Annotated in this window: 23 protein-coding genes; 6 read left to right on the top strand and 17 right to left on the bottom strand. The window is 68.1% G+C overall.

The window, feature by feature from the left end; all coding sequences use genetic code 11:
• Positions 1-117: 117 nt before the first annotated feature.
• The 12 genes from PTQ19_RS00290 to PTQ19_RS00235 all read right to left on the bottom strand — a co-directional run bounded on the left by PTQ19_RS00290 (position 118) and on the right by PTQ19_RS00235 (position 13,618).
• On the bottom strand, positions 118-1,296 hold the full coding sequence (locus PTQ19_RS00290; RefSeq protein ID WP_425313158.1) for an IS30 family transposase: 1,179 nt from the start codon (positions 1,294-1,296) through the stop codon (positions 118-120).
• Positions 1,297-1,514: 218 nt separating this feature from the next.
• Positions 1,515-1,904 (bottom strand): monovalent cation/H(+) antiporter subunit G, encoded by a 390-nt coding sequence (gene mnhG / locus PTQ19_RS00285; RefSeq protein ID WP_274368004.1) that lies wholly within the window; start codon positions 1,902-1,904, stop codon positions 1,515-1,517.
• Positions 1,901-2,170: a monovalent cation/H+ antiporter complex subunit F gene (locus tag PTQ19_RS00280; RefSeq protein ID WP_274368003.1), complete on the bottom strand. Its 270-nt coding sequence runs from the start codon at positions 2,168-2,170 to the stop codon at positions 1,901-1,903. The genes mnhG and PTQ19_RS00280 overlap by 4 nt, the downstream gene beginning before the upstream one ends.
• On the bottom strand, positions 2,167-2,748 hold the full coding sequence (locus PTQ19_RS00275) for a Na+/H+ antiporter subunit E (protein WP_206550840.1): 582 nt from the start codon (positions 2,746-2,748) through the stop codon (positions 2,167-2,169). Before PTQ19_RS00275 ends, PTQ19_RS00280 begins: the two co-directional genes overlap by 4 nt.
• On the bottom strand, positions 2,745-4,310 hold the full coding sequence (locus tag PTQ19_RS00270; RefSeq protein ID WP_206822588.1) for a Na+/H+ antiporter subunit D: 1,566 nt from the start codon (positions 4,308-4,310) through the stop codon (positions 2,745-2,747). The genes PTQ19_RS00275 and PTQ19_RS00270 overlap by 4 nt, the downstream gene beginning before the upstream one ends.
• On the bottom strand, positions 4,307-4,867 hold the full coding sequence (locus PTQ19_RS00265) for a Na(+)/H(+) antiporter subunit C (RefSeq protein WP_274368002.1): 561 nt from the start codon (positions 4,865-4,867) through the stop codon (positions 4,307-4,309). The genes PTQ19_RS00270 and PTQ19_RS00265 overlap by 4 nt, the downstream gene beginning before the upstream one ends.
• Entirely contained in the window at positions 4,867-7,839 is a 2,973-nt protein-coding gene (locus PTQ19_RS00260) for a Na+/H+ antiporter subunit A (RefSeq protein WP_274368001.1), read from the bottom strand. Before PTQ19_RS00260 ends, PTQ19_RS00265 begins: the two co-directional genes overlap by 1 nt.
• A gap of 59 nt (positions 7,840-7,898) precedes the next feature.
• Complete coding sequence (locus tag PTQ19_RS00255; RefSeq protein WP_274368000.1) at positions 7,899-9,182, bottom strand: hypothetical protein; 1,284 nt, start codon at positions 9,180-9,182, stop codon at positions 7,899-7,901.
• Positions 9,182-10,510, bottom strand: a complete 1,329-nt coding sequence (locus PTQ19_RS00250; protein WP_274367999.1) for a glycosyltransferase — start codon at positions 10,508-10,510, stop codon at positions 9,182-9,184. Before PTQ19_RS00250 ends, PTQ19_RS00255 begins: the two co-directional genes overlap by 1 nt.
• Positions 10,511-10,515: 5 nt before the next feature.
• A complete protein-coding gene (locus PTQ19_RS00245) occupies positions 10,516-11,418 on the bottom strand; it encodes an ATP-grasp domain-containing protein (protein WP_274367998.1) in 903 nt (300 codons plus the stop codon).
• Positions 11,418-12,335, bottom strand: a complete 918-nt coding sequence (locus PTQ19_RS00240) for a PIG-L deacetylase family protein (protein ID WP_274367997.1) — start codon at positions 12,333-12,335, stop codon at positions 11,418-11,420. Before PTQ19_RS00240 ends, PTQ19_RS00245 begins: the two co-directional genes overlap by 1 nt.
• Positions 12,336-12,544: 209 nt before the next feature.
• Positions 12,545-13,618 carry a LacI family DNA-binding transcriptional regulator gene (locus PTQ19_RS00235; protein WP_274367996.1) on the bottom strand — a complete coding sequence of 358 codons (1,074 nt, stop codon included), beginning with the start codon at positions 13,616-13,618 and terminating at the stop codon, positions 12,545-12,547.
• A 59-nt stretch (positions 13,619-13,677) separates the two neighbouring features.
• Here PTQ19_RS00235 and PTQ19_RS00230 point away from each other — a divergent pair, with 59 nt between their 5' ends.
• The 3 genes from PTQ19_RS00230 (at position 13,678) to PTQ19_RS00220 (ending at position 16,397) form a co-directional block, all read left to right on the top strand.
• Complete coding sequence (locus tag PTQ19_RS00230) at positions 13,678-14,901, top strand: MFS transporter (RefSeq protein ID WP_274367995.1); 1,224 nt, start codon at positions 13,678-13,680, stop codon at positions 14,899-14,901.
• Positions 14,902-14,957: 56 nt separating this feature from the next.
• Positions 14,958-15,653: an endonuclease NucS gene (nucS, locus tag PTQ19_RS00225; RefSeq protein ID WP_179409523.1), complete on the top strand. Its 696-nt coding sequence runs from the start codon at positions 14,958-14,960 to the stop codon at positions 15,651-15,653.
• Positions 15,654-15,728: 75 nt separating this feature from the next.
• The gene (locus tag PTQ19_RS00220) at positions 15,729-16,397 is read left to right on the top strand and encodes an HAD hydrolase-like protein (RefSeq protein ID WP_274367994.1); all 669 of its coding nucleotides are present in this window, start codon (positions 15,729-15,731) and stop codon (positions 16,395-16,397) included.
• A gap of 67 nt (positions 16,398-16,464) precedes the next feature.
• Here PTQ19_RS00220 and PTQ19_RS00215 read toward each other — a convergent pair whose 3' ends face one another.
• The gene (locus tag PTQ19_RS00215; protein ID WP_136034351.1) at positions 16,465-16,671 is read right to left on the bottom strand and encodes a cold-shock protein; all 207 of its coding nucleotides are present in this window, start codon (positions 16,669-16,671) and stop codon (positions 16,465-16,467) included.
• Between the two features lie 676 nt (positions 16,672-17,347).
• On the opposite strand from PTQ19_RS00215, the gene PTQ19_RS00210 reads away from it, so the two are divergent.
• The gene (locus PTQ19_RS00210; RefSeq protein ID WP_179409525.1) at positions 17,348-17,521 is read left to right on the top strand and encodes a CsbD family protein; all 174 of its coding nucleotides are present in this window, start codon (positions 17,348-17,350) and stop codon (positions 17,519-17,521) included.
• 45 nt (positions 17,522-17,566) lie between these two features.
• Here PTQ19_RS00210 and PTQ19_RS00205 read toward each other — a convergent pair whose 3' ends face one another.
• The 4 genes from PTQ19_RS00205 to PTQ19_RS00190 are packed head-to-tail and all read right to left on the bottom strand — an operon-like array spanning position 17,567 to position 23,298.
• Positions 17,567-19,258, bottom strand: coding sequence for an MFS transporter (locus tag PTQ19_RS00205; protein WP_274367993.1), 1,692 nt, complete (start codon positions 19,256-19,258; stop codon positions 17,567-17,569).
• 2 nt (positions 19,259-19,260) lie between these two features.
• Positions 19,261-19,878, bottom strand: a complete 618-nt coding sequence (locus tag PTQ19_RS00200) for a response regulator (RefSeq protein WP_206821376.1) — start codon at positions 19,876-19,878, stop codon at positions 19,261-19,263.
• Positions 19,875-21,170, bottom strand: coding sequence for a sensor histidine kinase (locus PTQ19_RS00195; RefSeq protein WP_274367992.1), 1,296 nt, complete (start codon positions 21,168-21,170; stop codon positions 19,875-19,877). The genes PTQ19_RS00200 and PTQ19_RS00195 overlap by 4 nt, the downstream gene beginning before the upstream one ends.
• Entirely contained in the window at positions 21,136-23,298 is a 2,163-nt protein-coding gene (locus PTQ19_RS00190; protein ID WP_274367991.1) for an MMPL family transporter, read from the bottom strand. Before PTQ19_RS00190 ends, PTQ19_RS00195 begins: the two co-directional genes overlap by 35 nt.
• A 132-nt stretch (positions 23,299-23,430) precedes the next feature.
• On the opposite strand from PTQ19_RS00190, the gene PTQ19_RS00185 reads away from it, so the two are divergent.
• Positions 23,431-23,823 carry a hypothetical protein gene (locus PTQ19_RS00185; protein WP_274367990.1) on the top strand — a complete coding sequence of 131 codons (393 nt, stop codon included), beginning with the start codon at positions 23,431-23,433 and terminating at the stop codon, positions 23,821-23,823.
• A gap of 65 nt (positions 23,824-23,888) precedes the next feature.
• Positions 23,889-25,427 carry a multicopper oxidase family protein gene (locus PTQ19_RS00180; protein WP_274367989.1) on the top strand — a complete coding sequence of 513 codons (1,539 nt, stop codon included), beginning with the start codon at positions 23,889-23,891 and terminating at the stop codon, positions 25,425-25,427.
• The last annotated feature ends 8 nt before the right edge of the window (positions 25,428-25,435 follow it).

The following is a 25,435-nucleotide window of genomic DNA, read 5'->3' as shown; positions in this document are numbered from 1 at the left end:
ATCCGCACCCCCGTCCCTGGCATCCGCACCCCCCGCCCCTGTTCGCAACTCCGGAGATTCTCGGGTTTTCCGGGCTACCCGCGGTCAAGCCCCGCCGGAAGTCAAGCGGTGGATGCATCATGCGGTTAGGAGGAACTCGTTGAACGCTTGGGCGGGTGTTCTCAGCTCAAGGGTGGGGCGGGGTCTGGCGTTGAGTTTGTCGGCGACGTGGCGCAGGTCCTCGGCGGTCCAGGCGGATAGGTCGCTGCCCTTGGCGAACCAGTGCCGCAGGAGCCGGTTGGTGTTCTCGTTCGTGCCGCGCTGCCAGGGTGAGTGTGGGTCGCAGAAGTAGACGGGGGCTTGCAGATCGAGTTGAATGTCGACGTAGTCAGCCAGTTCGGTTCCTCGGTCCCAGGTGATCGATCGGCGCAGGTGGTCGGGGAGCTTGCTCATCTCGCGGATCATCGCCCCGGCGACTTCGGTTGCCGTGTGGCAGTTGGGCAGGTGCAGCAGGATCGTGAACCGGGTGGTCCGCTCCACCAGTGTCCCGATCGCTGACCGGTTCCCTGCGCCGAGGATCAGGTCCCCCTCCCAATGCCCAGGGACCGCACGGTCCTCGACCTCAGCAGGGCGTTGGCTGATCTTCAACGCGTCTTTGAACGGGCTCGGTGAACGCCTGCTCGCCCCTTCCCGGGACTTGCGGGCCGTGCGCCCGGTGGACAGCTGACGGGCCAGATCCTGGCGTAACTGGCCGCGCCCTTGGACATACAGGGCCTGATAGATCGTCTCGTGGCTCACCCGCCAAGTCTTGTCGTCCGGATGGTCGATTTCGAGGACCGTCGCGATCAGCTTCGGACTCCACCCATCGTCCATCCAGTCGGTGATCTGCGCGGCGAGGGATGGGTTCGTGTTGAGTTTGAACTCCTTCGGCCGTCGCCGGCCACGCTGCGCGGACAGCTCCGCGACCGCCGCGCAATACTGACCATCCACACCCCGGTGCCGAGCGAGTTCACGAGAGATCACCGACTGATCCCGGCCAATCCGCCAACCGATCTCGCGCTGAGACAGGCCCGCTCGCACGCCGGACTGGATCTCGATTCGCTCCTCCAACGTCAACCCCCGACCTGGCACCGAGTCCGGGCGTAGAGGGTCGGAAACAGGCTTCTGGCGACGAAACACTGGCATACCGACACTGTCCCGCCACCACATCCCGATCGTCTTGTCTGACACGCCAACGACCTGCGCAGCGCGCCCGAAAGAGAGCCCCTGACACACCGCCAACAGCGCCGCATCCCTGACCGCAACCGAATACGTCATCAACGACCTCCACATCAACCGATGCATCGACCATATGAATCCGCCACGAGTGAAGTGCACACAACTCCGGAGAAACACCTGCGAGTAGACGTCAAATGACGAAAACGGGCGGGTTGCCGCAGGTTCTTCCGGAGTTGCGACCGTGAGAGCGTCGGATGCCCGGGCCGGGCCTCCTGTGAGTCAGCCCGCTGCCGTGGAGTCAGCCCGCAGCCGGTGATTCAGCCCGCGGCCGGCGGGGTGCGCTTCGACTCGGCGTACTCGTCGACGACCAGGTCACGCGATTGAATGGTGCCGTTGCGATAGGCCTGGCGCCCGACCATGTGCGCAGACAGCGGTGCGGTGACGAACTGCAGCAGGATCACCGGGGTGCTGATGACCAGGCCAAGCAGGATCGCGCCGACCGTCCGCTGCGAAACGGCGATCGCCAGACAGATCAGAAGCAGTCCCAGCACCTGCGGCTTGGTCGCCGCGTGGAGCCGGGACGGCACATCGCGGAAGTGCAGCAGACCGACCGCGGCTGAGAGGCACAGGATCGCACCGATCAGCACGAGCACGAGCACGATCGTGTCGGCAACGACCTCTGGCAGTTCGAGTTCCAGCACGTTCATGATGTCGTGTTGTCCCTTCGCGCCACATAACGCGCGACGGCAATCGACCCGAAAACTCCAACGGCGGCGATGATGAGCAGCACCGGCACGTTGCGGGTATGACCGTTGATCGCCATCTCAGCGCCCAACACGCACATCACGAGCGTCAGCAGCACATCCGACGCCACAGCGCGGTCGAGGATCGATGGCCCGCTGACGATCCGCACCACGCACAGCAGCGCGGCCACGGCGAAGACCACCAGGATTGTCACCATCAGAAAGCTCATCGTGCACCTCCGGCACGGGCACGGGACTCATCGGCCTTGAGAGCACGATACTGCTCCGGCGATCCGACGGCGCGAACGATGCGCTTCTCCCACCGCAGCACGCCGTCGCGAAAAGCATCGACGTCGGCGCGGTTACGGACCCCGATGACGTGCAGGTACAGGATGCGACGGTCACGGTCGCTCTCTGCGACGAGTGATCCGGGGATGAGCGAGGCGGTGACGGCCACGTGGGTCATAACGATGTCGTCTGCGTATCGGAGCGGGATCTCGATGATGGCAGCCCCGGGCTGACGGCGGAAGTCGAACACCTGAATCGCCACGCTGATCGCACCGGCGACGACGGCGCCCAGGAACAGCACGACGAACACCAGGACGTACCAGAGGTTCACCCGTCCGACCAGCTCGACGGTGGGCAGGCGGAAGACCCGGGTGACGAAGATCGCGACGATCAGCCCGCTGACCAGGGCGAGCGGCGTGAACTGGTGCCACAGCAGCATCCACAGCACGACCAGCCAGAGCAGGAATGGCAGCTGCAGCAGCAGGTCGCGCACGGCGCCGCGCTTCGATTCGGGGCTCATCGACCGGCCTCCTCATCGATCTGCGTGAGCGTGACCGGCTGCAGCAGACCGGTACCGATGCTGTCGCAGAGAGCGTAGAGCGGTCCGGCGAACACGGTCAGCGCGAGCGTCACCGCGACCATGCCGCCGGTCGCGATCTTCATGATCGCGGGGATGGCACGCGTCTCCTGTTGGACATCCGCCGCCGGCGCGTTCCCGAGGTGCGCCAGACGCCCGGTAGAGGTGGCGATCTCGGCGCCCTCTTCGTCCTCGCGCCAGAACGCCAGGTTCCACGCCCGCATCAGCGCGTAGAGGGTGAGGAGCGAGGTCAGGATGCCCCCGAAGATCAGGACGATCATCAGCGGCGTTCCCACCGAGGCCGCGGCCTCGAAGAGTCCGATCTTGCCGATGAATCCCGAGAACGGGGGCAGGCCTCCGAGGTTGATGGCGGGTACGAAGTACAGCACGGCCAGCAATGGTGCGGCCTTCATCAGGCCGCTGACTCTCAGGATCGAGGTGCTGCCCGCCTGGCGTTCGATCAGGCCGACCGCGAGGAACAGCGTCGTCTGCACGACGATGTGGTGAACGATGTAGTAGACGGTCGCCCCGATGGCCGCCTCGGTGGCGATCGCGAGGCCGAAGATCATGTAGCCCACGTGGCTGACGAGCGTGAACGACAGGATGCGCTTCAGCTCGGCCTGCGCGACCGCGCCGAGCACCCCGACGATCATCGTCGCCAGCGCCACGATCATCAGCAGATCATCGACGCTGTTCGATGCGAACAGCTGCGTCTCTGTGCGGATCAGCGCGTAGACACCGACCTTGGTCAGCAACCCGGCGAACACCGCTGTGACCGGTGCGGGCGCGGTGGGATACGAGTCGGGGAGCCAGAACGACACGGGGAACACGGCCGCCTTGATTCCGAAGGCCACCAGCAGCAGCAGATGCAGCACCAGCTGCGTCTCCTGCGGCAGTTGGGCGACCCGTTCGGCGATCTGCGCCATGTTGACTGTGCCGACGGCTCCGTAGATCATCGCGATCGCGGCCAGGAACAGGATCGATGACACGAGCGACACGACGATGTACACCGCTCCGGTGCGGATGCGCGACTCGGTGCTGCCCAGGGTGATCAGCACGTACGACGCCACGAGCAGGATCTCGAAGCCGACGTAGAGGTTGAACAGGTCGCCGGCGATGAATGCATCGAAGATGCCGGCGGCGAGGATGAGGTACGTCGGGTTGAAGATCGAGATCGGCGTCTCGCCGTCGCCGTCGGCAGATCCCTGACCGATCGAGAACAACAGCACCGCCAGCAGCACGATGCTCGAGACGAGCACGAGCAGGGCCGCGAACCGGTCGACGTACAGGATGATGCCGAACGGCACGGGCCATCCCCCGACCGACACAGCAAAGGGTTGGTCGGCGGCATGCACGGCGGCCAACAGCACAGCGGCGATGATCGACACCGCCGCGAGTGTGCCCGTCGTCACGATGATCTGCAGGCGCGGATTGCGGCCGAAGATGAGCGCGACAGCCGCGCCCAGCAGCGGCAGCATCACGATGAGGGGGACGAGTGCGCTCATGCGTTCGGCTCCCGTTCGTCGGATGCCCCGCGTGGGGCGTCGGATGCCCGCGGAGCCATGGGTGTGTCGATCGGGGCGTCGTCCCGAATCGACGGGTGATCGCGCATGTTCAGCACGGTGATGGGCGAGGTGACGACATCGACGAAGTCGGTGGTGGCGTCGTCGTCGCCGGTCTCCGCTTCATCGTCGAACAGCTCCTCTTCGGCATCCGTGCGCTCGCGGAGCGCGATGTCGACCTCGTCGTCCTCGACCGTGTCGGCCTGTCCGAGTTGCCACGAGCGGTAGATCAGGGCGAGCAGGAACGCCGAGACGGCGAACGTGATGACGATCGCGGTCAGCGTCAACGCCTGCGGCAGCGGGTCGCTGACCGGTCCTTCCGCACCGTAGAACGGCGCGCTTCCCGGCACCCCCATGACGATCAGCAGCAGCAGATTGGTCGCGTTGCCGAGCAGCAGGAAGCCGATCAGCACGCGGGTGAGGCTGCGTTCGAGCATCGCGTAGACACCGGCGGCGAACAGCACGGCCATGATGACGATGAGGGTGAGCGACACATCCATCAGCTGCTTCTCCCCCCGGTGCGCGGTGGTGCCGCCGTGAACTCGCGCTCGGGATGCCGCAGCTGGGCGGTCTGCCGGTCGACCTCGGCACCGAGGCTGCGTAGCACGTCGAGCACCAGGCCGATCACGACCAGGTAGACGCCGATGTCGAAGATCGTCGACGACACGAGCTCGAGATGACCGAGAACGGGAACCTCCCATTCCCACACCGCGCTCTGCAGGGGTGCCATGCCGAAGAAGAGTGGCATCAGGGCTGCGCCGACGGCGAGGGCGAGGCCGGCTCCGAGCAGGCGCCCGGCGTCGGTCGGCGCGGCTGCGCCGAGTTCCCAGCGCCCTCCGGCGATGTAGCGCATCACCATGGCCATGCCGGCCACGAGGCCACCGGCGAAGCCGCCGCCCGGCAGGTTGTGCCCGGCGAACAGCAGGTAGATCGACACCACGATGATGGTGTGGAACAGCACCCGCACGATCACTTCGAGCAGGATCGAACGGTCTTCGGCTTTGATCTGCTGCCCGCTGACCAGCCAGGCGCGCGGCGCACCCTGGTTCTCGGAGGTCTGGAACCGCAGTCCCTGATCGGTCTCGACCAGGGGGCGTCGTTCCCGGCGACGGCGGCCGGTCGCCGGGAGGTCGCGTGTGGCCGAGAGCAGGTCGGCGCGATGCGAGACGAAGACGAGGGATGCCACTCCGGTGGCCGCCAGCACGAGTACGCTGAGCTCACCCATGGTGTCCCACCCGCGCAGGTCGACCAGTGCGACGTTGACGACGTTCTTGCCGTGCCCGAGGTTGTACGCGAGGTCGCTGAAATCGGTCGAGATCGGCTCGAAGATGCGTGCCTGGGTCGCGACGATCGCGACGAACGCCATCGTGACACCGACGCCGATGGCCAGCACCGCTCTGGGTAGCCTGCCCACCGAGGCGTTGTGCTCTCCCATCCGTGCTGGCAGCCGCCGCAGCACCAGCGCGAAGGTGACCATCGTCACCGTCTCGACGAGGATCTGCGTGAGTGCGAGGTCGGGCGCACCGCTGGTCGCGAACAGCACCACCATGCCGAGTCCGGTGACCGAGACCAGCACGACGCCCGTGTAGCGCTTGCGCGCTCGCACTGCGATCACGCCGGCGATCGCCATGACGGGGGCGACGACGATCTGCGCCGGCGTGTGCCACGCCGACAGTTCGAGCCGTTCGGGGGCGGCGGCCACGAGTGCGGTCGCCTCGGCGGCGAGCAGCACGATGAAGATGGTGCCGACGTAGAGAGGCAGCGAGCCGCGCTGAGTGAGTCCGGTCGTGAAGACCGAGACGCGGTCGATGCCGCGCATGACCGCGTAGTACGCGTCGGCCGCCGTGAACCGAAGCAGCTTGCGCCGCCGGTCCCAACCGGATCGGATGCTGAGGATGAACAGTCCGATGCCGGCAGCGATCGCTCCGAGCGACAGGAAGAGCGCCGGTTCGAGCCCGTGCCAGAGCGCCAGGTGACCGGGTTCGGGCGAGGCCGCCGAACCCGCAGGCAGCGCCGTGATGGCGTACCCCTGCAGGGCGGTGTCGACCGTCGGTGCGCCCAGTCCTGCCGCGACCGTGACGCCGGCCAGGATGATCGGGGCAGACAGGAAGCCCACCGGCGGATCTGGCCATTCCGTGTCAGGCATATAAGCGCCCGTGGCGTCCTTCTTGCGCCAGAATGCACCCCAGAGGAATCGCGCACTGTATGCGGCGGTCAGCATGGATCCGATGACGACACCGATGAGCGCGACCCACCCCCAGATCGAGCCGTGCTCGGCGTCTTCCAGCAGTGCGGTGAGCGCGGATTCCTTCGCGACGAAGCCGAGCGTGGGGGCGAGGCCCATCATGGATGCGGCCGAGATGAATGCCGCTGTCGCCAGTACCGGGGCTTGCCGACCCACGCCCGACAGCTCGTCGATGTCGCGTGTAGAGAGCTGCCGGTCGATGATGCCGACGATGAGGAACAGTGCTGACTTGAACAGGGCGTGTCCGAGCACCAGGGCCAGGCCCGCCAGCGCGGCGGCCGGCGTGCCGTAGCCGATCACGACCGACAGGAAGCCCAGCTGACTGACGGTGCCGAACGCGAGGATGCGCTTGAGGTCGGTCTCGCGCAGCGCCTGGATACCGCCGAGCAGCATGGTGAACACGCCCAGGCCGATGACGATCGGTCGCCAGGGGTCGGCGAGGGCGAAGACGGGCGCGAACCGTGCGATGAGGTAGATACCGGCCTTCACCATCGCGGCGGCATGCAGATATGCGCTGACCGGGGTCGGCGCGGCCATCGCACCGGGCAACCAGAAGTGGAACGGGAAGAGGGCGGACTTGCTCACCGCACCGATCAGCAGCATCACCACGGCGGCGTCGATGAGGGGTCCGGTGGGCGCGATCTCGATCAGCTCGCGAATGCTGGAGGTACCGGTGTCGACGACCAGGAGGATCGCACCGACGAACAGCACGAGTCCGCCGAGAGTGGTCACCAGCAGTGCCTGCAGCGCAGCACGCCGGCTCGAAGCGCGCCGCCGGTAGTGGCCGATGAGCAGATACGAGAGGATGCTGGTGAGCTCCCAGAACATGACCATGACGATCAGGTCATCGGTGAGCACCAGTCCGTACATCGCTCCGGCGAATCCGAGGAGCACGCCGGCGAACTGCCCGACGTCGGCGGCGTCATCATGGAAGTACCACCGGCAGTAGAGCAGCACGAGCGCGCCGACACCGGTGACGATGAGCGTCATCACCCACCCGAGCACGTCCATCCGCATCGAGAGGTTCAGCCCGAGCTGCGGGATCCAGCTGTACGACTCGAAGGGCACCGTTTCGGACGACAGCACGGCGGGTGTCTGCGTGAGCGCATGCACGAAGGCGGCGCCGGGCACCAGGGCCCCGAGCACGAACGCCTGCGCTCCCAGCCAGCGCACCAGGAACGGGAGCAGCAGAGCTCCCGCGAGGAACACGGCAAGGAGCAACAGCATAAGCGGCTCCTCGGGGTCGTCGGGGCCTTCCGGCGCGGAGGGAGGTTTCGCCTCTCAGTCTACGGGGTGGCCTTCTCGCGCCATTCCTGTTGCAGCACGTTCCAGTGCGCATCGGTCATCAACGAAGCGGGTGTCACCGACACGGAGCGGATGCCGAAGTCGCTCGCCACCGCCAGTTCTTTGCGAAGCACGTCTGGCGAGATCGCGCCACCGCCGAGCCACAGCCCGATCTCGAGCGAGTATCTCTCGGGAGCCGGACCGAACAGCACGGAGGCGTAGTCATTCGCGTCGAGCACCCCGATCCACTGGTTGACCCCGGGGAAGTCCCAGACGTTCAGGCGATCGGCGTGCTCGAGCATGCGGGGGTAGTCCTGTCCGATGTCGGCGCGCGTGGGCGTGTGCACGTCGAGCGGGCCACGCACGTCGGCGGTCAGTTCGACACCGTGCGGGGTGAGCACCTGATCGAGCTGGGCGAGCACCCCTGTCAGGGCGTCGGTCTTCCATGCGGTCACCGCCGGGTGATGTGCGTCGACGCCGCCATCGTCGCGTCGCGGCCAGTCGTTCATCCCGCTGACGCTGCGGAAGTCGACCAGATCGGCCGGCCCGTACACGGTGGTGTCGAAGAAGAGCTCGGTGATGTTGATGGCATCGGGCTGGTAGCGCACTGCCAGCTCTTCGGCGAGCGCGATCAGGCGGCTGCTCAGTTCATCGCTCTTCCAGGCGCTCAGGCTCGCGAATAGGTCGGATGACCATCCCCCCACCGTCTGCCCGGCCGGTACCGTGCCGCGCTGGATGTCGCGCCCGAACAACGTGTCGATGCCGAGGATGACGGTACGGCTGGTGCCGTCCGGCGCGCAGCGGAAGACGTTCACGGCTTCGCCGACGTAGTCGCGACCGGTCTTGATGACATCCGACGACTGGTTGCGTTCGTTGCCGGCCCAGGGGAACTCGATCCAGTCGAGTCGCCCGACCGAGATCGAGACAGTGTTGGCGCCGACCTGGTCGAGTCTCTCGGCGAGCGCCTCCAGGTGGCCGGGGCGTTCGTCGACGAGGTCCTCGACGCCGAAGTTGACCGCCCGGTGGGCGGGAATGTCGGATGCCGGTGGCGGGGCCGTCTCGGATGGGCACGTCGTCGTGATGGGCTCGGGCGTCGGTGTCGGCGCGGCCGCTGCGGTGCGTGCCGGCTCCGACGATGGCGACGACGGCACGGGCGTCGGGCTCGCGGCGGGCGCACCCCGTGTGGCGAGCACGGCGGTGGCGGCGATGGCTCCCACCAGAACGACGAGCGCCAGCGTGCCGAGGAGAGACCGACGCCAGGAGTGCAGCGGGGACGCCTCTGGCATCAGGCGGCTTTCCCGACCGGGACCATGCCCGCAACCGCACCGCCGGTGACCACACCGGTGCGCTGCAGCTTGTTCCAGCGGGCCGGGGCACCGCGCACCTCTTGCACGAGCGCGGTGACCATGGTCAGCCCCATCGCCATCGAGTAGATCGGCCAGAACGGCAGCGTCCACAGGTAGCGCAGGTCGCGCCAGGCCGCGTTCAACACGATCGCGAGCAGCACCAGTGCCAGGCTGAGAAAGACCCCTAGCCACGACAGCACGGCCATCACCTCGGGAGCGGCGGGCTGTGGCTCGAGTAGAAGGGCCCCGCCAAGCGCGATCAGCACGACCATCTGTGAGGGGGGCGCGATGATCATCGCGAAGGTGTTCAGAGCCAGGAAGCTACCGAACACCCCGTGGTTCGGATTGCCGATCAGGCGCCAGTGGATGCGTGTCGTCTGCAGCAGTCCGCGCGACCAGCGCACCCGCTGACGCCAGAGTCCGCGCATGGTCGAGGGCGATTCGGCGTAGACGATGGCGCGGGGCTGGAAGACCACGCGGTAGCCCGCGGCGTACACCCGCCAGGTGAGTTCGAGGTCCTCGCCGATGGTGTCTTCGCGGAAACCGCCGATCTCGCGCACGAGCGATGCGCGGAAGGCACCGATGTTGCCCGAGACGATCGGTAGGCAGTGCAGCAGCGAGAGGGCGCGGCGGACCAGCCCGGTACCGACGTGGCTCATCACCGAGAGCATCTGGGTGAGCGGCCGGTCGGGGTTCGCCGGCCGATCGTCGCCGCAGACCGCGCCGACGTCCGGTGATGAGAGCCCCACCAGCAACCAGTCGATCGTGCGTGGCGTGAACAGGCCGTCAGCGTCGACGAACAGCAGCACGTCACCGCTCGCCTCGGCGATCCCCCGGTTGAGAGCGGCCCCCTTGCCCGCATTGGCCTGATGGATGGCGCGGACGCTCGGATGCCGGTGGACGATGTCTGCCATGACGTCGCCGGTGTCGTCGGTGGAGCCATCGTTGACGATGATCACCTCGACATGCGGATAGTCGCTGCGCATCACCGAGTCAACGCAATTGCGCAGCACGATGCCCTCGTTGTACGCCGGGATGATGACCGACACCGTGGTGCCGTCCAGGTACCGCAGGTGTCGTGAGCTGCGCCGTCGCGCGGACCTTCCCGCGAACCCGCGCACTCCTGGGCCAGGCCCCGCTTTCAGGCGCGCACGGCGCCACGGGGTCGTGCGCAGACGCGCCTCGAACCACAGCGCCAGCGGCACGAAGACGAGTTTGACCACACTCACCGCGAACAGCAGGATCGCAATGGTCTGAACGACCTGCATCAGACTCATACGCGGGCGGCCGCGGTACGTTCCGACAGAGACGCGAGCGCGGCATCGAGCAGCTCCGGGGCATGAGCGCTGTTCGCTCCGAAGCGGGCGTTGATCTCGAGCACCACCGGCATCCCGTCCGCGCGGCGACGCACGTCGATGTCGATCGGACCGTGCAGATCAAGCGCTTCGGCGGCGGCGCGAGCGACCGATCTCACGTCGTCATCTTCTGTGCCCTCGACGCGCACAACCGAGACCGCGTTGCCGACGGCGCCGTCTTTCAACGCCGTCTTGCGCAGGACCGTGCAGACCGGGAACGCGCCGTCGATGTCGCGGAAGAGCACCGGCGCGTACTCCGCGCCGGGTGCGAACTCCTGCACGATGCTCCCCTCGTCGAGATCGGCCCAGTAGCCCTCGGCGATGGGCCCGGCGGATTCGTACACGTCGAGCAGTCGTACCCCACGTCCTCCCCGCCCCACGCGCGGCTTGACGATCACCGGTCCCCCAAGGGCGCTCACGGCGTCCGCGGCAGACGGGAAGTCCGCGGGGCCGGCGAATCGCGGCACGGGAACCCCCGCTTGCTGCAATCGCTGCGCGGTGAGCAGCTTGTCGTCGGCCGTCCCGACGGCATCGGGCGAGCCGATCAGGACCGGCACCGGAAGGAGCGCGTGCTGGCCGGCGAGTAGGGGCAGTTCCTCGCTGATGCTCGGGATGACAGCATCCACGCTCCACTCCCCCACGAGTTCGTGGAGGGTCGGCAGGTACGCGGGGTCCGACACGGCGCACACCCGACGGAACGCATCCACCTCAGCACCGGTGTCGCGCAGGTCGGTTCCGGCAACCCAGTGGCCGCGCGCTGAGAGCTGCCGGGCGAGCGAGCGCCCGGCAGGGCCTCCGACGCCCGTGAGCAGAACGCGCATCAGAATTCGCCGATCGCCGACGCCTCGAGGCGCACGACCTCGAACCCCTCGGCGAAGCCGACCCTGGCCTGGCCCCCGCGGAACGCGGCGGTCGCGCGCGCACGCGCGCCGGTCATGTATGGCTTGTTCCGCTGGTCGCGGTGCAGTTCAATGGCGCGCACCTTGACGTCGACGTGGGTCGAGACGTCGACGAAGAACTCCGGCGAGAACGAGCGGGTCACCGACGGGCTCTCGTAGCAGAGGATCGATGGGCACTGTCGCGCGGCGCGCATGGTCGCCTGGTGGACGGCGTGGTGGTCCTGGTGCTGATCATGCGCCGAGTGGGTGAGCACGACATCCGGGCGTACGTCGCGGATCGCACGCTCGATCGCGGCGATCATGCCCTGCTCGTGCTCACGCAACGCGGTGTCCTCGAAGTCGAGCACATTGACGGTCGTGGCTCGAAGGTACAGCGACCCGTTGCGCGCCTCCAATGCGCGCGTGTGCTCGTCGCCGCCCGACGCGCCGTGGCTCATCACGACGGTGTGCACCTCGTGCCCCTGGTCGACGAGCTTCGCGAGGGTCGCACCGCAGGCGAGCTCCAGGTCGTCCGGGTGCGCCCCGATCGCGAGGATGCGACGCGGCCGCAGCGTCACCGACACCGTTCGGCGCAGGTACGGCGCGATGAACAGCACACCGACGAGCAGCAGGCTGGCGCAGCAGGCGAACAGGCCCGCGATATCGTGCGCGTGCCCGGTGGTGAGCACGATGGCCATCGCGCTGGTCGCGAGCGCGATGCCGATCGCCGCAACGACGGTGCGAAGCACTCGGCCATAGCGGAACTCGCGGTCGATCCAGCGAGCAGTGCGGTGCATGGTCGCACCAGCGGCCACGGCGGCGCCTGCCAAGACGGCAGCCGACAACAGAACATGCAACATGGTTGATCCCCCAGCGATCACGACGCGTCGCCCTAACGAAGTCGCCCGGAGGTCCCCACCTCACGTCGCAACCGTGCACCCCCACAGTGCTGGCGGCGCGTCAAGCGTCAAGTATGCACAAACTGTGGACCGCTGTCGAGCCTCTAAATCCTGCGGAATAGCAGGGTTTGTAAGTCGTCCTAGCAATATGCTGGCATGACACCGACGCGTCATGCACGCGGGGCGGCCGAGGTCCCCCCGACGCGCAGAACGCACGTGAAGTGCACCGACTCTCCCGGCTCCCCGGCCAGCATCCGCGAGATCTGGGTGCCCGCCGCACGCCCCTTCTCGAGCGCAGGCTGCGTGATGGTGGTCAGGCGTCGCGACCCCAGCCCGTCAGCCGAGATGCCGTCGAAGCCGACGACGCTGAGGTCGTCCGGTACACGCAGACCGAGCTCCTCGGCGGCGCGGATCGCGCCGACGGCCAGAAGATCGCTCTGTGCGACGATCGCTGTCGGCCGGTCGTCTCGTAGCCGCCCGTCCGGATCGGCGAGCAGCATCCGCGCGCCATGGTTGCCCTCGTCGACCAGGCTTCCGGCCGCCGAGACGCCACCGCCCTGCGGGTACACCTCACGGAAACCGGCGAGTCGATCCAACGTGACGTCCACCGTGGCGGCCGCCTCGCGCTCGGGCGTCAGCGCGCTTCGCGAACGTGCCGCATCCAGGGGCAGCGTGATGGTCTCCACCCGTCTATGCCCCAAGTGGAATAGATGACGCGCGATCTCGGCACTAGCCTCGCGGTTATTCAGGGTGATCTGGGGAACATCTGGTCCGGCGTCGCCTTCTATCACCACGGCGGGCAAACCGCGCTGGCGCACCGTGTCCAGTGCCGAACGCGTCCGGGCCGAGCAGCCGATCAGCACGACCGCGTCCACCGGCGCCTCTCCGATCGGCGGTGCCTCCGCACCACGAGGGTCATCGCGCAGCAACAGCAGACCTACGCTGTCCGCGGCCATCGCCTCGGTCAGGCCGTCCATCATCACCGTCGTGACCGGGTCGAGGAAGGCATGGCGCAGATCACCGCCGAGCAGCACACCGACGATGCCACTGCGGCCCGTGCGCAGCGACGCGGCGCGCGGATCCGGGCCGGCGTAGCCCAGCGCGTCGGCCGCGGCGAGCACGCGCTCGCGCGTCGCCTCGGCGACATTGACCTTGCCGCTGAAGACCACGGATGCCGTCGATGTCGACACCCCGGCCTCACGCGCCACGTCCGCGATGGTCGCGCGACGGCCGCTGCTGCTCATCCTCCGAGGATATCCCGCTTGCGCACACGACATCGAAACGTTTCGATTACGATGGCGGAATGGACACCGCCCTCACTCGTTCGCAGTTCGTGCGCTGGCGCACCGCGATCTTCGTGATCTTCCTCGCCAGCGGTCTGTCGATCGCGACCTGGGCCTCGCGCGTGCCCAGCATCGCCGAGGCACTCGGCATCGACAAGGCACAGATCGGTCTGCTGCTGCTGGGAATGGGCATCTCGTCGATCGTCGGCATCTCGACCGGTCCGCTCGTGATGGCACGTACCGGCGCTAGAGCGGGCATGCTCATCATGATGCTGGTCTTCGGCGCAGGCGTGCTGCTGATCGGCCTGGGCACCGACGTGTTCGGTGCGCTACCGGTCGTCGTGCTCGGCATGATGCTGTTCGGCTATGGCAACGGTTCCGTCGACGTGATGATGAACGTCGAGGCGACGGCCATCGAGCAGCAGATGGGCAAGACGATCCTGCCCGTGTTCCACGCCTTCTTCAGCTTCGGCACAGTGATCGGTGCCGGCATCGGCGCCCTCGCCGCACTCCTGGGGCTGAACGTCGCCGCGCACAGCGCGCTGATCAGTGCGCTGATCCTCGTCGCGGCAATCGGGTGCTATACCCAGGTTCCCGTGCGCGAGGCCGCTCTCGACCCGGCCCCCGAAGAGAAGCCGCACTGGCGAGAACGCGTGCACACCGCATTCGAGGCGTGGCGCGAGCCGCGCATCTACGCGCTCGGCGTCGTCATGCTGGGCATGTCGTTCGCCGAAGGTGGGGCGAACGACTGGATCGCGCTCGGTGTCGTCGAGGGTCACCATCAAGAACCCGGCATGGGCGCGCTCGCCCTCGCCGTCTTCTCGGTCGGCATGACGGTGGTGCGACTGCTCGGCGGACCACTGGTCGATCGCTTCGGTCGTGTGGCCGTGCTGCGGGTACTCGCGGCGACGGCCGCGGCGGGCATCCTGCTCTTCATCCTCGGCCCCACCCTGCCGCTCGTGCTGCTGGGCGCCGCGCTGTGGGGTATCGGTGCCTCGCTGGGATTCCCGCTGGGCATGTCGGCCGCCGCCGACGATCCGGCCAAAGCCGCGGCCCGCGTCAGCGCCGCGGCGACCATCGGGTACGTCGCGTTCCTCGGCGGGCCCCCGCTGCTGGGCTTGATCAGCGAGCAGATCGGCCTGCTCAACACGCTGTACATCCTGGTCGTGCTCGTCGTGCTGTCGGGCCTGTTCTCGGCGGCCGCGCGTCCGCTGCGTGCCGACGAGAAGACACCCGTCGCATGACAGCCGAAGCCCGCGACGACGCACCCGAACGCCTGGCCGGCGGGTAGGCTCGTCGGGTGCGTCTCGTCATCGCCCGTTGCTCCGTCGACTACTCCGGTCGCCTCAATGCCCACCTGCCCCTGGCCACGCGCCTGCTGGTGCACAAGGGCGACGGCAGCCTGCTCGTGCACTCCGACGGCGGCAGCTACAAGCCGCTGAACTGGATGAGTCCGCCCTGCTCACTGGCATCTGAGGAACCCGGCGACGAAGAGGCCGGCGCGGGTGTCGTCGAGGTGTGGCGCGTCACGCACAAGAAGACCGGTGATGCGCTCCGCGTGCAGATCTACGAGATCCTGCACGACTCCGCGCACGACCTCGGCATCGATCCCGGGCTGCAGAAGGACGGTGTCGAGGCCGACCTGCAGCGACTGCTCGCCGAGCAGGTCGACCTCATCAGCGAGGGCGCCACGCTGGTGCGCCGCGAGTACCCGACGGCGATCGGCCCGGTCGACCTGATGGTGCGCGATGCCCACGGCGCCGCGATCGCGGTCGAGGTGAAGCGGCGCGGCGACATCGACGGCGTCGAGCAGCTCACCCGCTATCTCGAACTACTCGGCCGCGACCCGCATCTCGCCCCGGTCACCGGCGTCTTCGCCGCTCAGGAGATCAAGCCACAGGCCCGGGTGCTCGCCGAGGACCGCGGCATCCGCTGCGTCGTACTCGATTACGAGGACATGAAGGGCATCGAGTCGGGTGTCCCCCGGCTGTTCTGAGTCACAGCGCGCCGTCACGGGCCCCGTCACGGGCCGGCGGCGCCGCTCATAGGGCCGCCGCCTAGAGTGGGGCTCATGTCCCCCTCGCCCTACACCTGCATCCTCTGGGACGTCGACGGCACGATCGCCGACGCCTCTGCCGGCATTCTTCCCCGTCTGCGTCTGGTGTTGGAGTCCTACGACCGTCCGCAGCCCGACCCCGCGGCGCTGGCACTCTGGATCGGACCGCCGATGCTGGAGTCGTTCCAGCGACTGGCCGGCATGGACCGCGAACAGGCCGAGGAGGCCGTCCAGCGGTACCGCGCCCTGGCCGCAGCCGACGGGTACGCGGCATCCGTCGACATCTATCCGGGCGTCGAAGACGTGCTGCACGCCGTGCATGCGGCGGGCATTCCGCAGGCGACGGCCAGCACCAAGCCCGAGAACCAGGTGCGCGCGATCCTGGACCACTACACCCTGACGCCGTTGTTCACCGCGATCTCCGGAGCTCGGGTCGGCCAGGTCGGCAACGATGACGGCAAGGCATTCGTCATCGCGCAGGCGCTGGAGCGTCTCTCGGCCGCCGGGGTGGACGTCTCTCGGCCGGTACTGATCGGCGACCGCCATCACGATGTCGACGGGGCCGCCGAACACGGCATCCCGGTGATCTTCTCGGCATGGGGCTTCGGCGACGCTGCCGAAGCGGAAGGCGCGATCGCGATCGCCGCGACGGCCGCCGATCTGCGGCCCCTGCTTCTGGGGTAGCGTTCCGAAAACACAGAACTCCCCGGCGGATGCTGGGTCAGCGTCCGCCGGGGAGTTCGATCACGCCTCAGAGAGGGCGGATGTTCTCAGCCTGCAGGCCCTTGGGGCCCTGCGCCACATCGAACTCAACGCGCTGGTTCTCGTCGAGCGAGCGGTAGCCGGAAGACTGGATGGCGGAGTAGTGCGCGAAAACGTCGGCGCCTCCGTCGTCGGGGGAGATGAAGCCGAAGCCCTTCTCCGAGTTGAACCACTTGACCGTGCCCTGGGTGCTCATTTACTGCCGTTCTGCTTGTTGCTATGCCGACGCAGGATGCACCGACTGCGCTAACGCTATCCCAGGCGACCCGCCCGACAACAGCACTCAGCAGATGGTGACCTAAACGTTGCATCCGGATTCGAAGCCACACACGTCCGAGACGGCGACGCACGTCCCAAGAAAAGTGATGGCCCTCATCGCGGGGGGAGCGATGAGGGCCGAAGACGACCGGAGGGTGCGTCGAGATCAGCATACACAGTTTCGACGAAATTTGTCCCCCAAAAGGGGGACAAATCGGCGCATCGGTGAGAGGATGATCGCGGTTGATCTCCCACGCTCTCTGGGGGCGCTACTGGGGAAGAGACCAAGCCGCATGCACTGATCTTCGGATACTGGGGAGTTTCCTTCGCTGACGGGGATCGGCGAGAACGACAGGGCATGCTCCTTCACATTGAGGGAGGGAACCCGCGGAGCCAACGGACTCCGCTCCCTCCCGTGAAGGACCACATGGGGTTGCTGCAGGCTCGGAGGGAGATGTACCGCAACGGTCTCCCTCCGAGCCGCGCAGGAACACCCCTCATAACGCGCACCTCTCTGTGTGTCAATCCCGTTGAGCACCCGTCTCACCGATGAGACGCTGACGACGTCAGATCACGCCGGGCGGCGACCCCGCCCACGATGAAGGGAGCCCGACATGGGAGCCATGGACGACGCCAAGCACAACGCCGAGAAGCTCGTCGGCAAGGCGAAGGAGAGCATCGGCGACGCGACCGACAACGACAAGCTCAAGGCCGAGGGAAAGCTCGACCAGGCCAAGGCGGATGCCAAGAAGGTCGGCGATGACATCAAGGACGCCTTCAACAAGTAGGCCGCCTGCACCCGCCGCAGCGCGGAAGACGATCCCTCCGGACGCCTAGGCGCCCGGGGGGATCTCCGCGTCGGGCATACGACGGGCATCCGCCGCATGACGAGCCTCCAGTTCGGCCGCGGAACCCTCTTCCGACCGCCGTGCGGCGGCGCGCAGCCGCAGCGCACCAATCAGGCCGAGCACCAGGAACATCGCCGCGAACAGCATCGACCAGCGTGTGGCATCCGCGAATCCGCTCGCCAGCGCCTCGACAGCGCTCGATGTCCGCTCGCCGAGCGGACCGGCCCCGCCCTGCGCGCGCAGCTGCGCGATCGTGGTCCCGGCCGACTCCCGCGTGGCATCCGCGAGCCTTTCCGCCTCTGCGCCACCGATGCCGGCGGCGCTCAGCGACGCGGGTAGCGTGACCGCCAGCGCGGTCGCGAGTGCGGCGCCCGAGAACGCCGTACCGAGCGCCGAGCCGATCTGCCGCACGGTGCTCTGCGTCGCCGAGGCCTGCCCCGACACTCCGACGGGGATGTCGCGCAGCACCGTTCCGGTCAGCTGCGCCGAGGCGAGACCCAGCCCGAGTCCGTAGGCGACCAGGGGCAGCGCGATCGCCCACCCGGCGGTGTCGGAATGGATCACGACCGCGAGCACCAGGATGCCGGTGACCTCCAGTCCCAGTCCGATCAGCACCACCCCCGGGGCACCGAACCGCACGGCGAGGTGGCGCGCAGCCGCTCCCGAGAGGAAAGCCCCGAGCGCCATGGCCGCCAGGACGATACCTGCCCCCATCACATCGAGGCCCACAGCGTTGATCAGGTACAGCGGCAGCACGAACAGCAGCGCGAACTCACCGATCGCCACCATGGCGGCGGTGACGTTGCCCCACGAGAAGGTCGCGAACGTGAACAGTCGCAGATCGAGTAGCGCCGAGCGTTGCACACGCTCACGGTGGCGTTCCCAGATCACGAACAGCGTCAGCGCGACCACCGCGACAGCGAGCGCGATCGGAACGATCGAGACCGGCGCATCCGACGGCCAGCGCCATCCGAAGAGCGTGAACTCGCCCCGCGGCGTCCACCACCCCAGTTGCGGGCCCTCGATCACCGCGAACACGAGGGCACCGAAGCCGATTCCGCTCAGCAGTGCGCCGTCGACATCGGCACCCGGTCGCGGTGTGCCGCCACGCGTCTGGGGAACCGCGAACACGGCCGCGATGAAGACGATCGCGCCCAGCGGCAGGTTCACCAAGAAGATCCAGTGCCACGTCGTCCACTGGGTCAGTGCACCGCCGGCGAGCGGCCCGATCGCCGCGGCGCCCGAGATGACGGCGCCCCAGACGCCGAAGGCCGCGGCGCGGTACCTGCCGCGGAAGACCGCGTTGACGGTCGACAGCGTCGACGGCATGATCAGCGCGGCCCCGATGGCCTGCACCGCCCGCGCGCCGATCAACGGGCCGGCCGAGGTCGACAGCGCCGCGAGCAGACTGCCCCCCATGAAGATGGCGAGTCCGGCCAGGAAGAGCCGTTTGCGGCCCCAGCGGTCGGCGAGCTTGCCGGTCGACAGCAGCAGCGCAGCCAGCACGACGGCATACAGGCTGTTGACCCACTGCGCGTCGGCGAGGGCGAGGCCCAGCTCGCTGATCATCGCCGGCAGGGCGACACCGACGATCGTGCCGTCGAGCACGATCAGCCCGAGGCCGACAGCGAGTACGCCGAGGCCGACCCATTCCCGCCGTGTGGGTGCGTCACTCATGCTCAGATCAACCCCGTCTCGCGTGCCACGTGCACGGCCCGCGAACGACTATCGACGCCGAGCTTGGTGAAGATGTGCGCGAGATGACTCTTCACCGTCGCCTCGGTGACGAAGAGCTCGCGCGCGATCTCTTTGTTCGCCGCCCCCTGGGCGAGCTGGCGCAGCACCTCGATCTCACGGTCGGTGAGCCGCGGGAGCGGGTTGCGCATGCCGCGCAGCACACGGCCCGCCAGCGCGGGGGAGAGCACGGTCTCTCCGGCGGCGGCGCGGCGGATGCCCTCGGCGATGTCCTCGGGGGCGGCGTCCTTGAGCAGATACCCGGCGGCTCCCGCCTCGATCGCGCCGAGGATCTCGGCATCGCGCTCGAACGTGGTGAGGATGACGACGACAGGTGCGGGGGAGAGCGCGCGCAGCGCGACGGTGGTGCGGATGCCGTCCATCCCTGCGCCCAGGCGCAGATCGCACAGGACGACATCGGGCGTCAGCGTCGTGGCCAGCGTCACGGCTTCTTCCCCCGTCGCAGCCTCACCGACGACGCGCAACGCGTCGCCGTCGAGCACGGCGCGCAGGCCGCTGCGGACGACCGGGTGGTCGTCGACGAGAAGCACGGTGATCGTCATGGGGTCTCCTCCTGGCTTCGACTCTCATGATTGCGCGTCGAGGTCGACACGGGCAGGTGCGCCGAGATCGCGGTGCCCTCTCCGGGCGTGCTCTCGATGTCGAGCCCTCCGCCCAGCTCGCGCAAGCGGGCGCGCATGAAACGCAGTCCGTAGCTGGATGCCCCGGCGTCAGCATCCGCCTCCCACGCGACGAGATCGAAGCCGGTGCCATCGTCGATGATGTCCAGGCGCACGGCATCTTCGGCGTCGATCAGGCTCATCACCACCCGGGTCGCGTGCGAATGCAGCCGCACGTTGGCCAGCCCCGACTGCGCGACCCGCAACAGCGCCACCTCGGCCTCAGTCGGCAGCACCGGAAGCGTGTCGTCCACGTGCAGATCCGTCTGCAGGCCGGTCTCGGCGTGCATGCGATCCAGCATCCGCCGCAGCGCAGCAGCGAGCGCGTCGTCATCGAGTTCGGCGGGCGCGAGCGCCTCGACGATACGGCGGATGTCGGACTGGCTCTCGCCGGCGAGCTGTTCGATCTGCGCGAGAGCGCGGATCGCGTCCGGATCGTCGCTGCGTTCCATCGCCGCATGGGCGAGTAGTCGAATCGACGAGATCTCTTGAGCGACGGTGTCATGGATATCGCGCGAGATGCGGGTGCGCTCGGCGATCGCCCCCGACGTGCGCTGCGCGTCGGCGAGCTCGTCCTGCAGTTCGGCCATCTCGTGCTGGGCTCGGGTGAGCGAGGCGACCAGGCGCTCGCGCTCGGCGGCGTCCTTGAGCAGCTGCAGATAGCCCCGAGAGATCCCGAACGCGAACACCCCACCGATCAGCGGCCCGAAGACGGTGGCGTAGGTCGTGGTGCCGTGGTGCAGGATCGGGGCGACGACGACGACGGACAGGACCACGCCCGAGAACACGAGACCCCACCGCAACGAGAGCAGGTGACCGGCCAGCAGCCACAGCAGGAACGCCAGCCAGACGAACTCGGCGGACACCGCCACGGCCCCGATCCACACGGCGGCAAGGCCCAGCAGCCACCCGATCGACAGCGCCCGCGACGGTGCCCGTGCGAGCAGAACAGCCCCGGCGACGTGCCAGGCGATGATCGCGGCACCCGTGATGATCGCCACCGCTACCGCAACTCCGTCGCCGACCGCCCGCGCGACGCCGATGACCGTCAGCAGCAGCACCATCAGGTACTGTCCGATCTCCATGGCCCGCACCGCCGCACCCGTGCCCGGTGCGGCGGTGTGCGTTGCACCGGGCGGGTCAGGACGGTTCAGCGATGCGCTCACGACGCTCATGGGTCGATTCTGCCTCTCCATCGAGCCGTTCCGCAGGCGCCGAGGCGGAGTCTGCGGACACCGCGATGGTGCGGGAGGCGCCGGCTGGTCGCGCCCCCGGCCACCAGATGCGGTCGCCGAGTGCGCTGAACAGCGCCGGAATGATCACGGTGCGCACGACGAGCGTGTCGACCACCACACCGACACCGACGATGAGACCGAGCTGCCCCAGAGTGACCAACGGAAGCACACCGAGCGCGGCGAACACGGCGGCGAGCACGATACCCGCACTGGTGATGACGCCACCCGTATGCGTGACGGCCTCGATCATGCCCTGCCGGGTGCCCCGGCTCGCGCTCTCGGAACGCGCCCGGTGCACCAAGAAGATCGTGTAGTCGATACCCAGGGCGACCAGGAAGAGGAACGACAGCAGCGGCACCTGCAGGTCGAGCGACTGCTGATCGAACAGAACGCGGCTCAGCCAGGCGCCCGCGCCGATCGCTGCGAGGGCACTGGCCACGTTCACCGCGATGAGCAGCAGAGGAGCCATCACCGCGCGCAGCAAGACCAGCAGCACGACGAGACTGACGACCAGCACCAGGGGAGCGATGACCCACAGATCCTGTGTGTTGCCGGCGCGGGCATCGACATCGGTGGCGACAGCGCCGCCCACGACTGCATCCGCTCCCGGCACGGCGTGCACCGCCGCGCGCAGCTCACCGATCTGCTCGAGGCTCTGCGGCGTGCTCGGCGCGTACTGGCTCGTCACCATGATCTTGGTCAGGGTGGCATCCTCAGTCGATGCGACCGGATGCGCGCGCACGACACCCGGCACGGCGGCCGCGACATCGACGACGTCATCGGCCTGCTCGGCGTCGGCGACCACCCAGATCGGTTGCGCCTCACCTCCGGCGAAGTGGGCTGAGACGACCTCGAGACCTGCGGCCGACTCCGACTGCACACGGAACTTCTCGATCTGGTCCAGCCCGACGCTGGTGCCCCACAGCCCTGCCGACATCACGGCGAGCAGTGCCAGACCCGCCAGCAGGCTGCGGGCCGGCCGACGCACGACGTGCGTCGCCACCGAACGCCACGCGCGTCCCTGAGAGCGTTCGACCCCGGGCCGGGGGACGAAGGGCCAGAACATGCCTCGTCCGCAGATCGCCAGCGCCGGCGGCAGCACCAGCAACACGGCGGCCAGTGCGATGAGCAGACCGATCGCCGAGGTGATGCCCAGCCCGTGCGTTCCCGGGATGACCGCGAGCACGAGCGTGAGCAAGGCGAGCACGACCGTGACATTGGATGCCAGGATGGCCGGCGCCGTCCGGCGCCAGGCAACACTGAGGGCCCGGCAATGATCATCAGCGGTGAGCAGCTCTTCGCGATAGCGCGAGATCAACAGCAGGGCGTAATTGGTTCCGGCGCCGAACACCAGCACGCTGACGATGCCGGCGTCGAACTGCAACTCCCACAAAGACGCGGCAGCGGCGGTGACCCGGCCGGCGAGGCCGTCGGCGAGCGCGATGACAATGAGGGGCACGAGCCACAGCACCGGCGAGCGGTAGGTGATGATCAACAGCACCGCGACGATCAGCACGGTCACCAGCAGCAGGGTGATGTTGGCGCCGTCGAACGCCGCGGCGATGTCGGCGCCGAATGCGGGTCCGCCGGTGACGAGAAGACTCATGCCCGTCGGGGAATGTTCGCGGATGCTATCGCGCAGCCCGTCGATGGTCGTCGCGTTCTCGGTGTTGCTCTCGCCCACCGCGATCGGCGCAACCAGCAGTGCGGCATGACCGTCGTCGCTGATCATCGGACCCGACGATGGTGCCTCGGTGTGCTCATCGAGCGCCGGCAGCACGGCCTCGAGGTCGGCGATATCAGCATCCGACAGCTCTGCACCGTCGTCGCGCGACGCGACGACCAGCACCGACTGGCGGTCCGCGTTCGGGAACTGCGCCATCAGGTCGGCGGTCTGCGCCGACTCCGAGTCCTGCGGCGCCTGCGCGTTGCCGGACGGCGCTGTCGCGCCGCTGAACGCGCCGAACAGGAGCGTCAGCACGAGCAGGGCAAGACCGAGCGCGAGCCAAGCGCCGCGTCGCGACGTGAGCCGGTCGGAGAAGCGGGGGCGATACGAAGAGGACGGCATGTCAACGATTCCACTCCGATCGGCCGCCGGAATCATCGGGCGACCGGTCGAATCCGGCCTCCACCTTTTGAGGGATGTCGTGTGGCTGCGATTGGGAGCCGATTCATACCCCCGAGGGGTATGCTCAGCGGCGTGAGGGCTCCCGTCCGAATCCGCCTCAGGGCACCGCGCGGTGCCCTGGCAGTCGTGCTCGCCCTCCTCGTAGCCGCGGGGCTGTTGTCGATGCACTCACTGGCGGGGGCCGCACCGGCGCACGCCTCCGGTTCCATCTCGAGCACCGCCTCGGTCGAGCACGCACCCGAAGACAGGGCGCACACGCCGATGCCGTGCCCGACGGACGACGGCGATGAGGGCACGCCGTGCCTGTCGGCGCCGGCAGGTCCCGCCGCGCCGACCGCGGTCGACCCGCCCCTGTCCGCGGTGCCGCGGCTCTCACCGCACACCATCACCGCAGACGTCGTCGCGCATTCCGCGCCCCGCCGCACCGCACTGTCACCACAAGAACTGTCGATCAGTCGCACGTGAGTCGATTCTGCGCGGGCTCGCCCCGTGCGCTCGTCACTCTCTCACCGACACGAAAGATCCTTGTCATGGCTTCCCCACTCGACCGCAGACACTTCCTCGCATTGGGTGCTCTCACCCTGGCCACGGCCGGCCTCGCCGCCTGCACGCCGCGCCCGTCGGCATCCGCGTTCATCCCTCCCACCGGCGCTCCCGTGACCGAAGCCGAGGCCGCGCGGCGCGTCACCGGCACCGTCGTGCGCCGCACGCTCACCGCGACCCCCATGACCCTCGACCTCGGGGGCACCACGGCTGACACCTGGGCCTACCGGGGCGCCTCGGCCACCGAGCCGATCCGCGCCACGGTCGGCGATCGCCTGCAGGTGACGCTGACCAACGACCTGCCCGATTCGACGACCGCGCACTGGCACGGTCTCGCGCTGCGCAACGACATGGACGGTGTGCCGTACCTCACCCAGCAGCCGATCGCCCCGGGCGAGACGTTCACGTACGATTTCGCCCTCTCACATCCGGGCACGTACTGGTTCCACCCGCACTCGGGGACCCAGTTCGATCGGGGCCTGTATGCGCCTCTGATCATCGATGACCCGGCCGAGCCCGGTGACTACGACCACGAGTGGATCATCGTGCTCGATGACTGGCTCGACGGCGTCACGTCCACACCCGACGAGGTGCTGGCCGAGCTCTCGCAGGGTATGGGCGCGGGGATGGATCACGGCGCGATGGGTCACGGCGGCATAGACGACGATGACGACGAGCCGCAGCGGCAGGGGCACATGCTCATGGGCGCCGGATCGGATCTGCTCGGCGGGGACGCCGGAGACGTCTACTACCCCCTCTACCTGATCAACGGACGCGGTCCCCAGGATCCCGAGACGTTCACGGCGACGCCGGGGCAGCGCATCCGCCTGCGCGTCATCAACGCCGGCGGCGACACCGCCTTCCGATTCGGCATCGTCGGGCATCCGCTCACCCTCACCCACACCGATGGATTCCCCATCGAGCCGTTCACCGCCGAAAGCGTCGTGCTCGGCATGGGAGAACGCTACGACGCCGTGATCACAGCCGCCGACGGCGCGTTCGCGGTGATCGCGGAGGCGCTCGGCAAAGGACAGCAGGCGCGTGCTGTCCTGCGCACAGGACCCGGGGCCGTGCCGAGCGCCGAAGACCGCCTGCCGCGCACCCGTCCACCGGCGACCGCGGCAGATCTGCGGGCCGTTGAAGCCGTTCGGCTTGCCGAGCGCGCCGTCGACCGTACGATCGAGCTTCGACTCACCGGCGGGATGATGAGCTACAACTGGGGGATCAACGGCCGTCGCATGGACATGGATCAGCCCATGCGCGATGCGATCGGCGTCGCGGCCGGCGAGCGGGTCGCCCTCGATTTCGTCAACACGACGATGATGTGGCATCCGATGCACCTGCACGGTCACACCTACCAGCACAGCGGCGGCGGACCCCGCAAAGACACCTCGATCGTGCTGCCCGGGCAGCGGCTGCGCGTCGAGTTCGATGCCGACAACCCGGGGCGCTGGATGACCCACTGCCACAACGTCTATCACGGCGAATCGGGCATGATGCGCGCCATCGCGTACCAGCAGAACTGAGCCCTGCT

This window comes from Microbacterium esteraromaticum (genome assembly GCF_028747645.1).
GTDB classification, from domain to species: domain Bacteria; phylum Actinomycetota; class Actinomycetes; order Actinomycetales; family Microbacteriaceae; genus Microbacterium; species Microbacterium esteraromaticum_C.
This window is presented reverse-complemented; position numbering and strand designations above follow the sequence as displayed.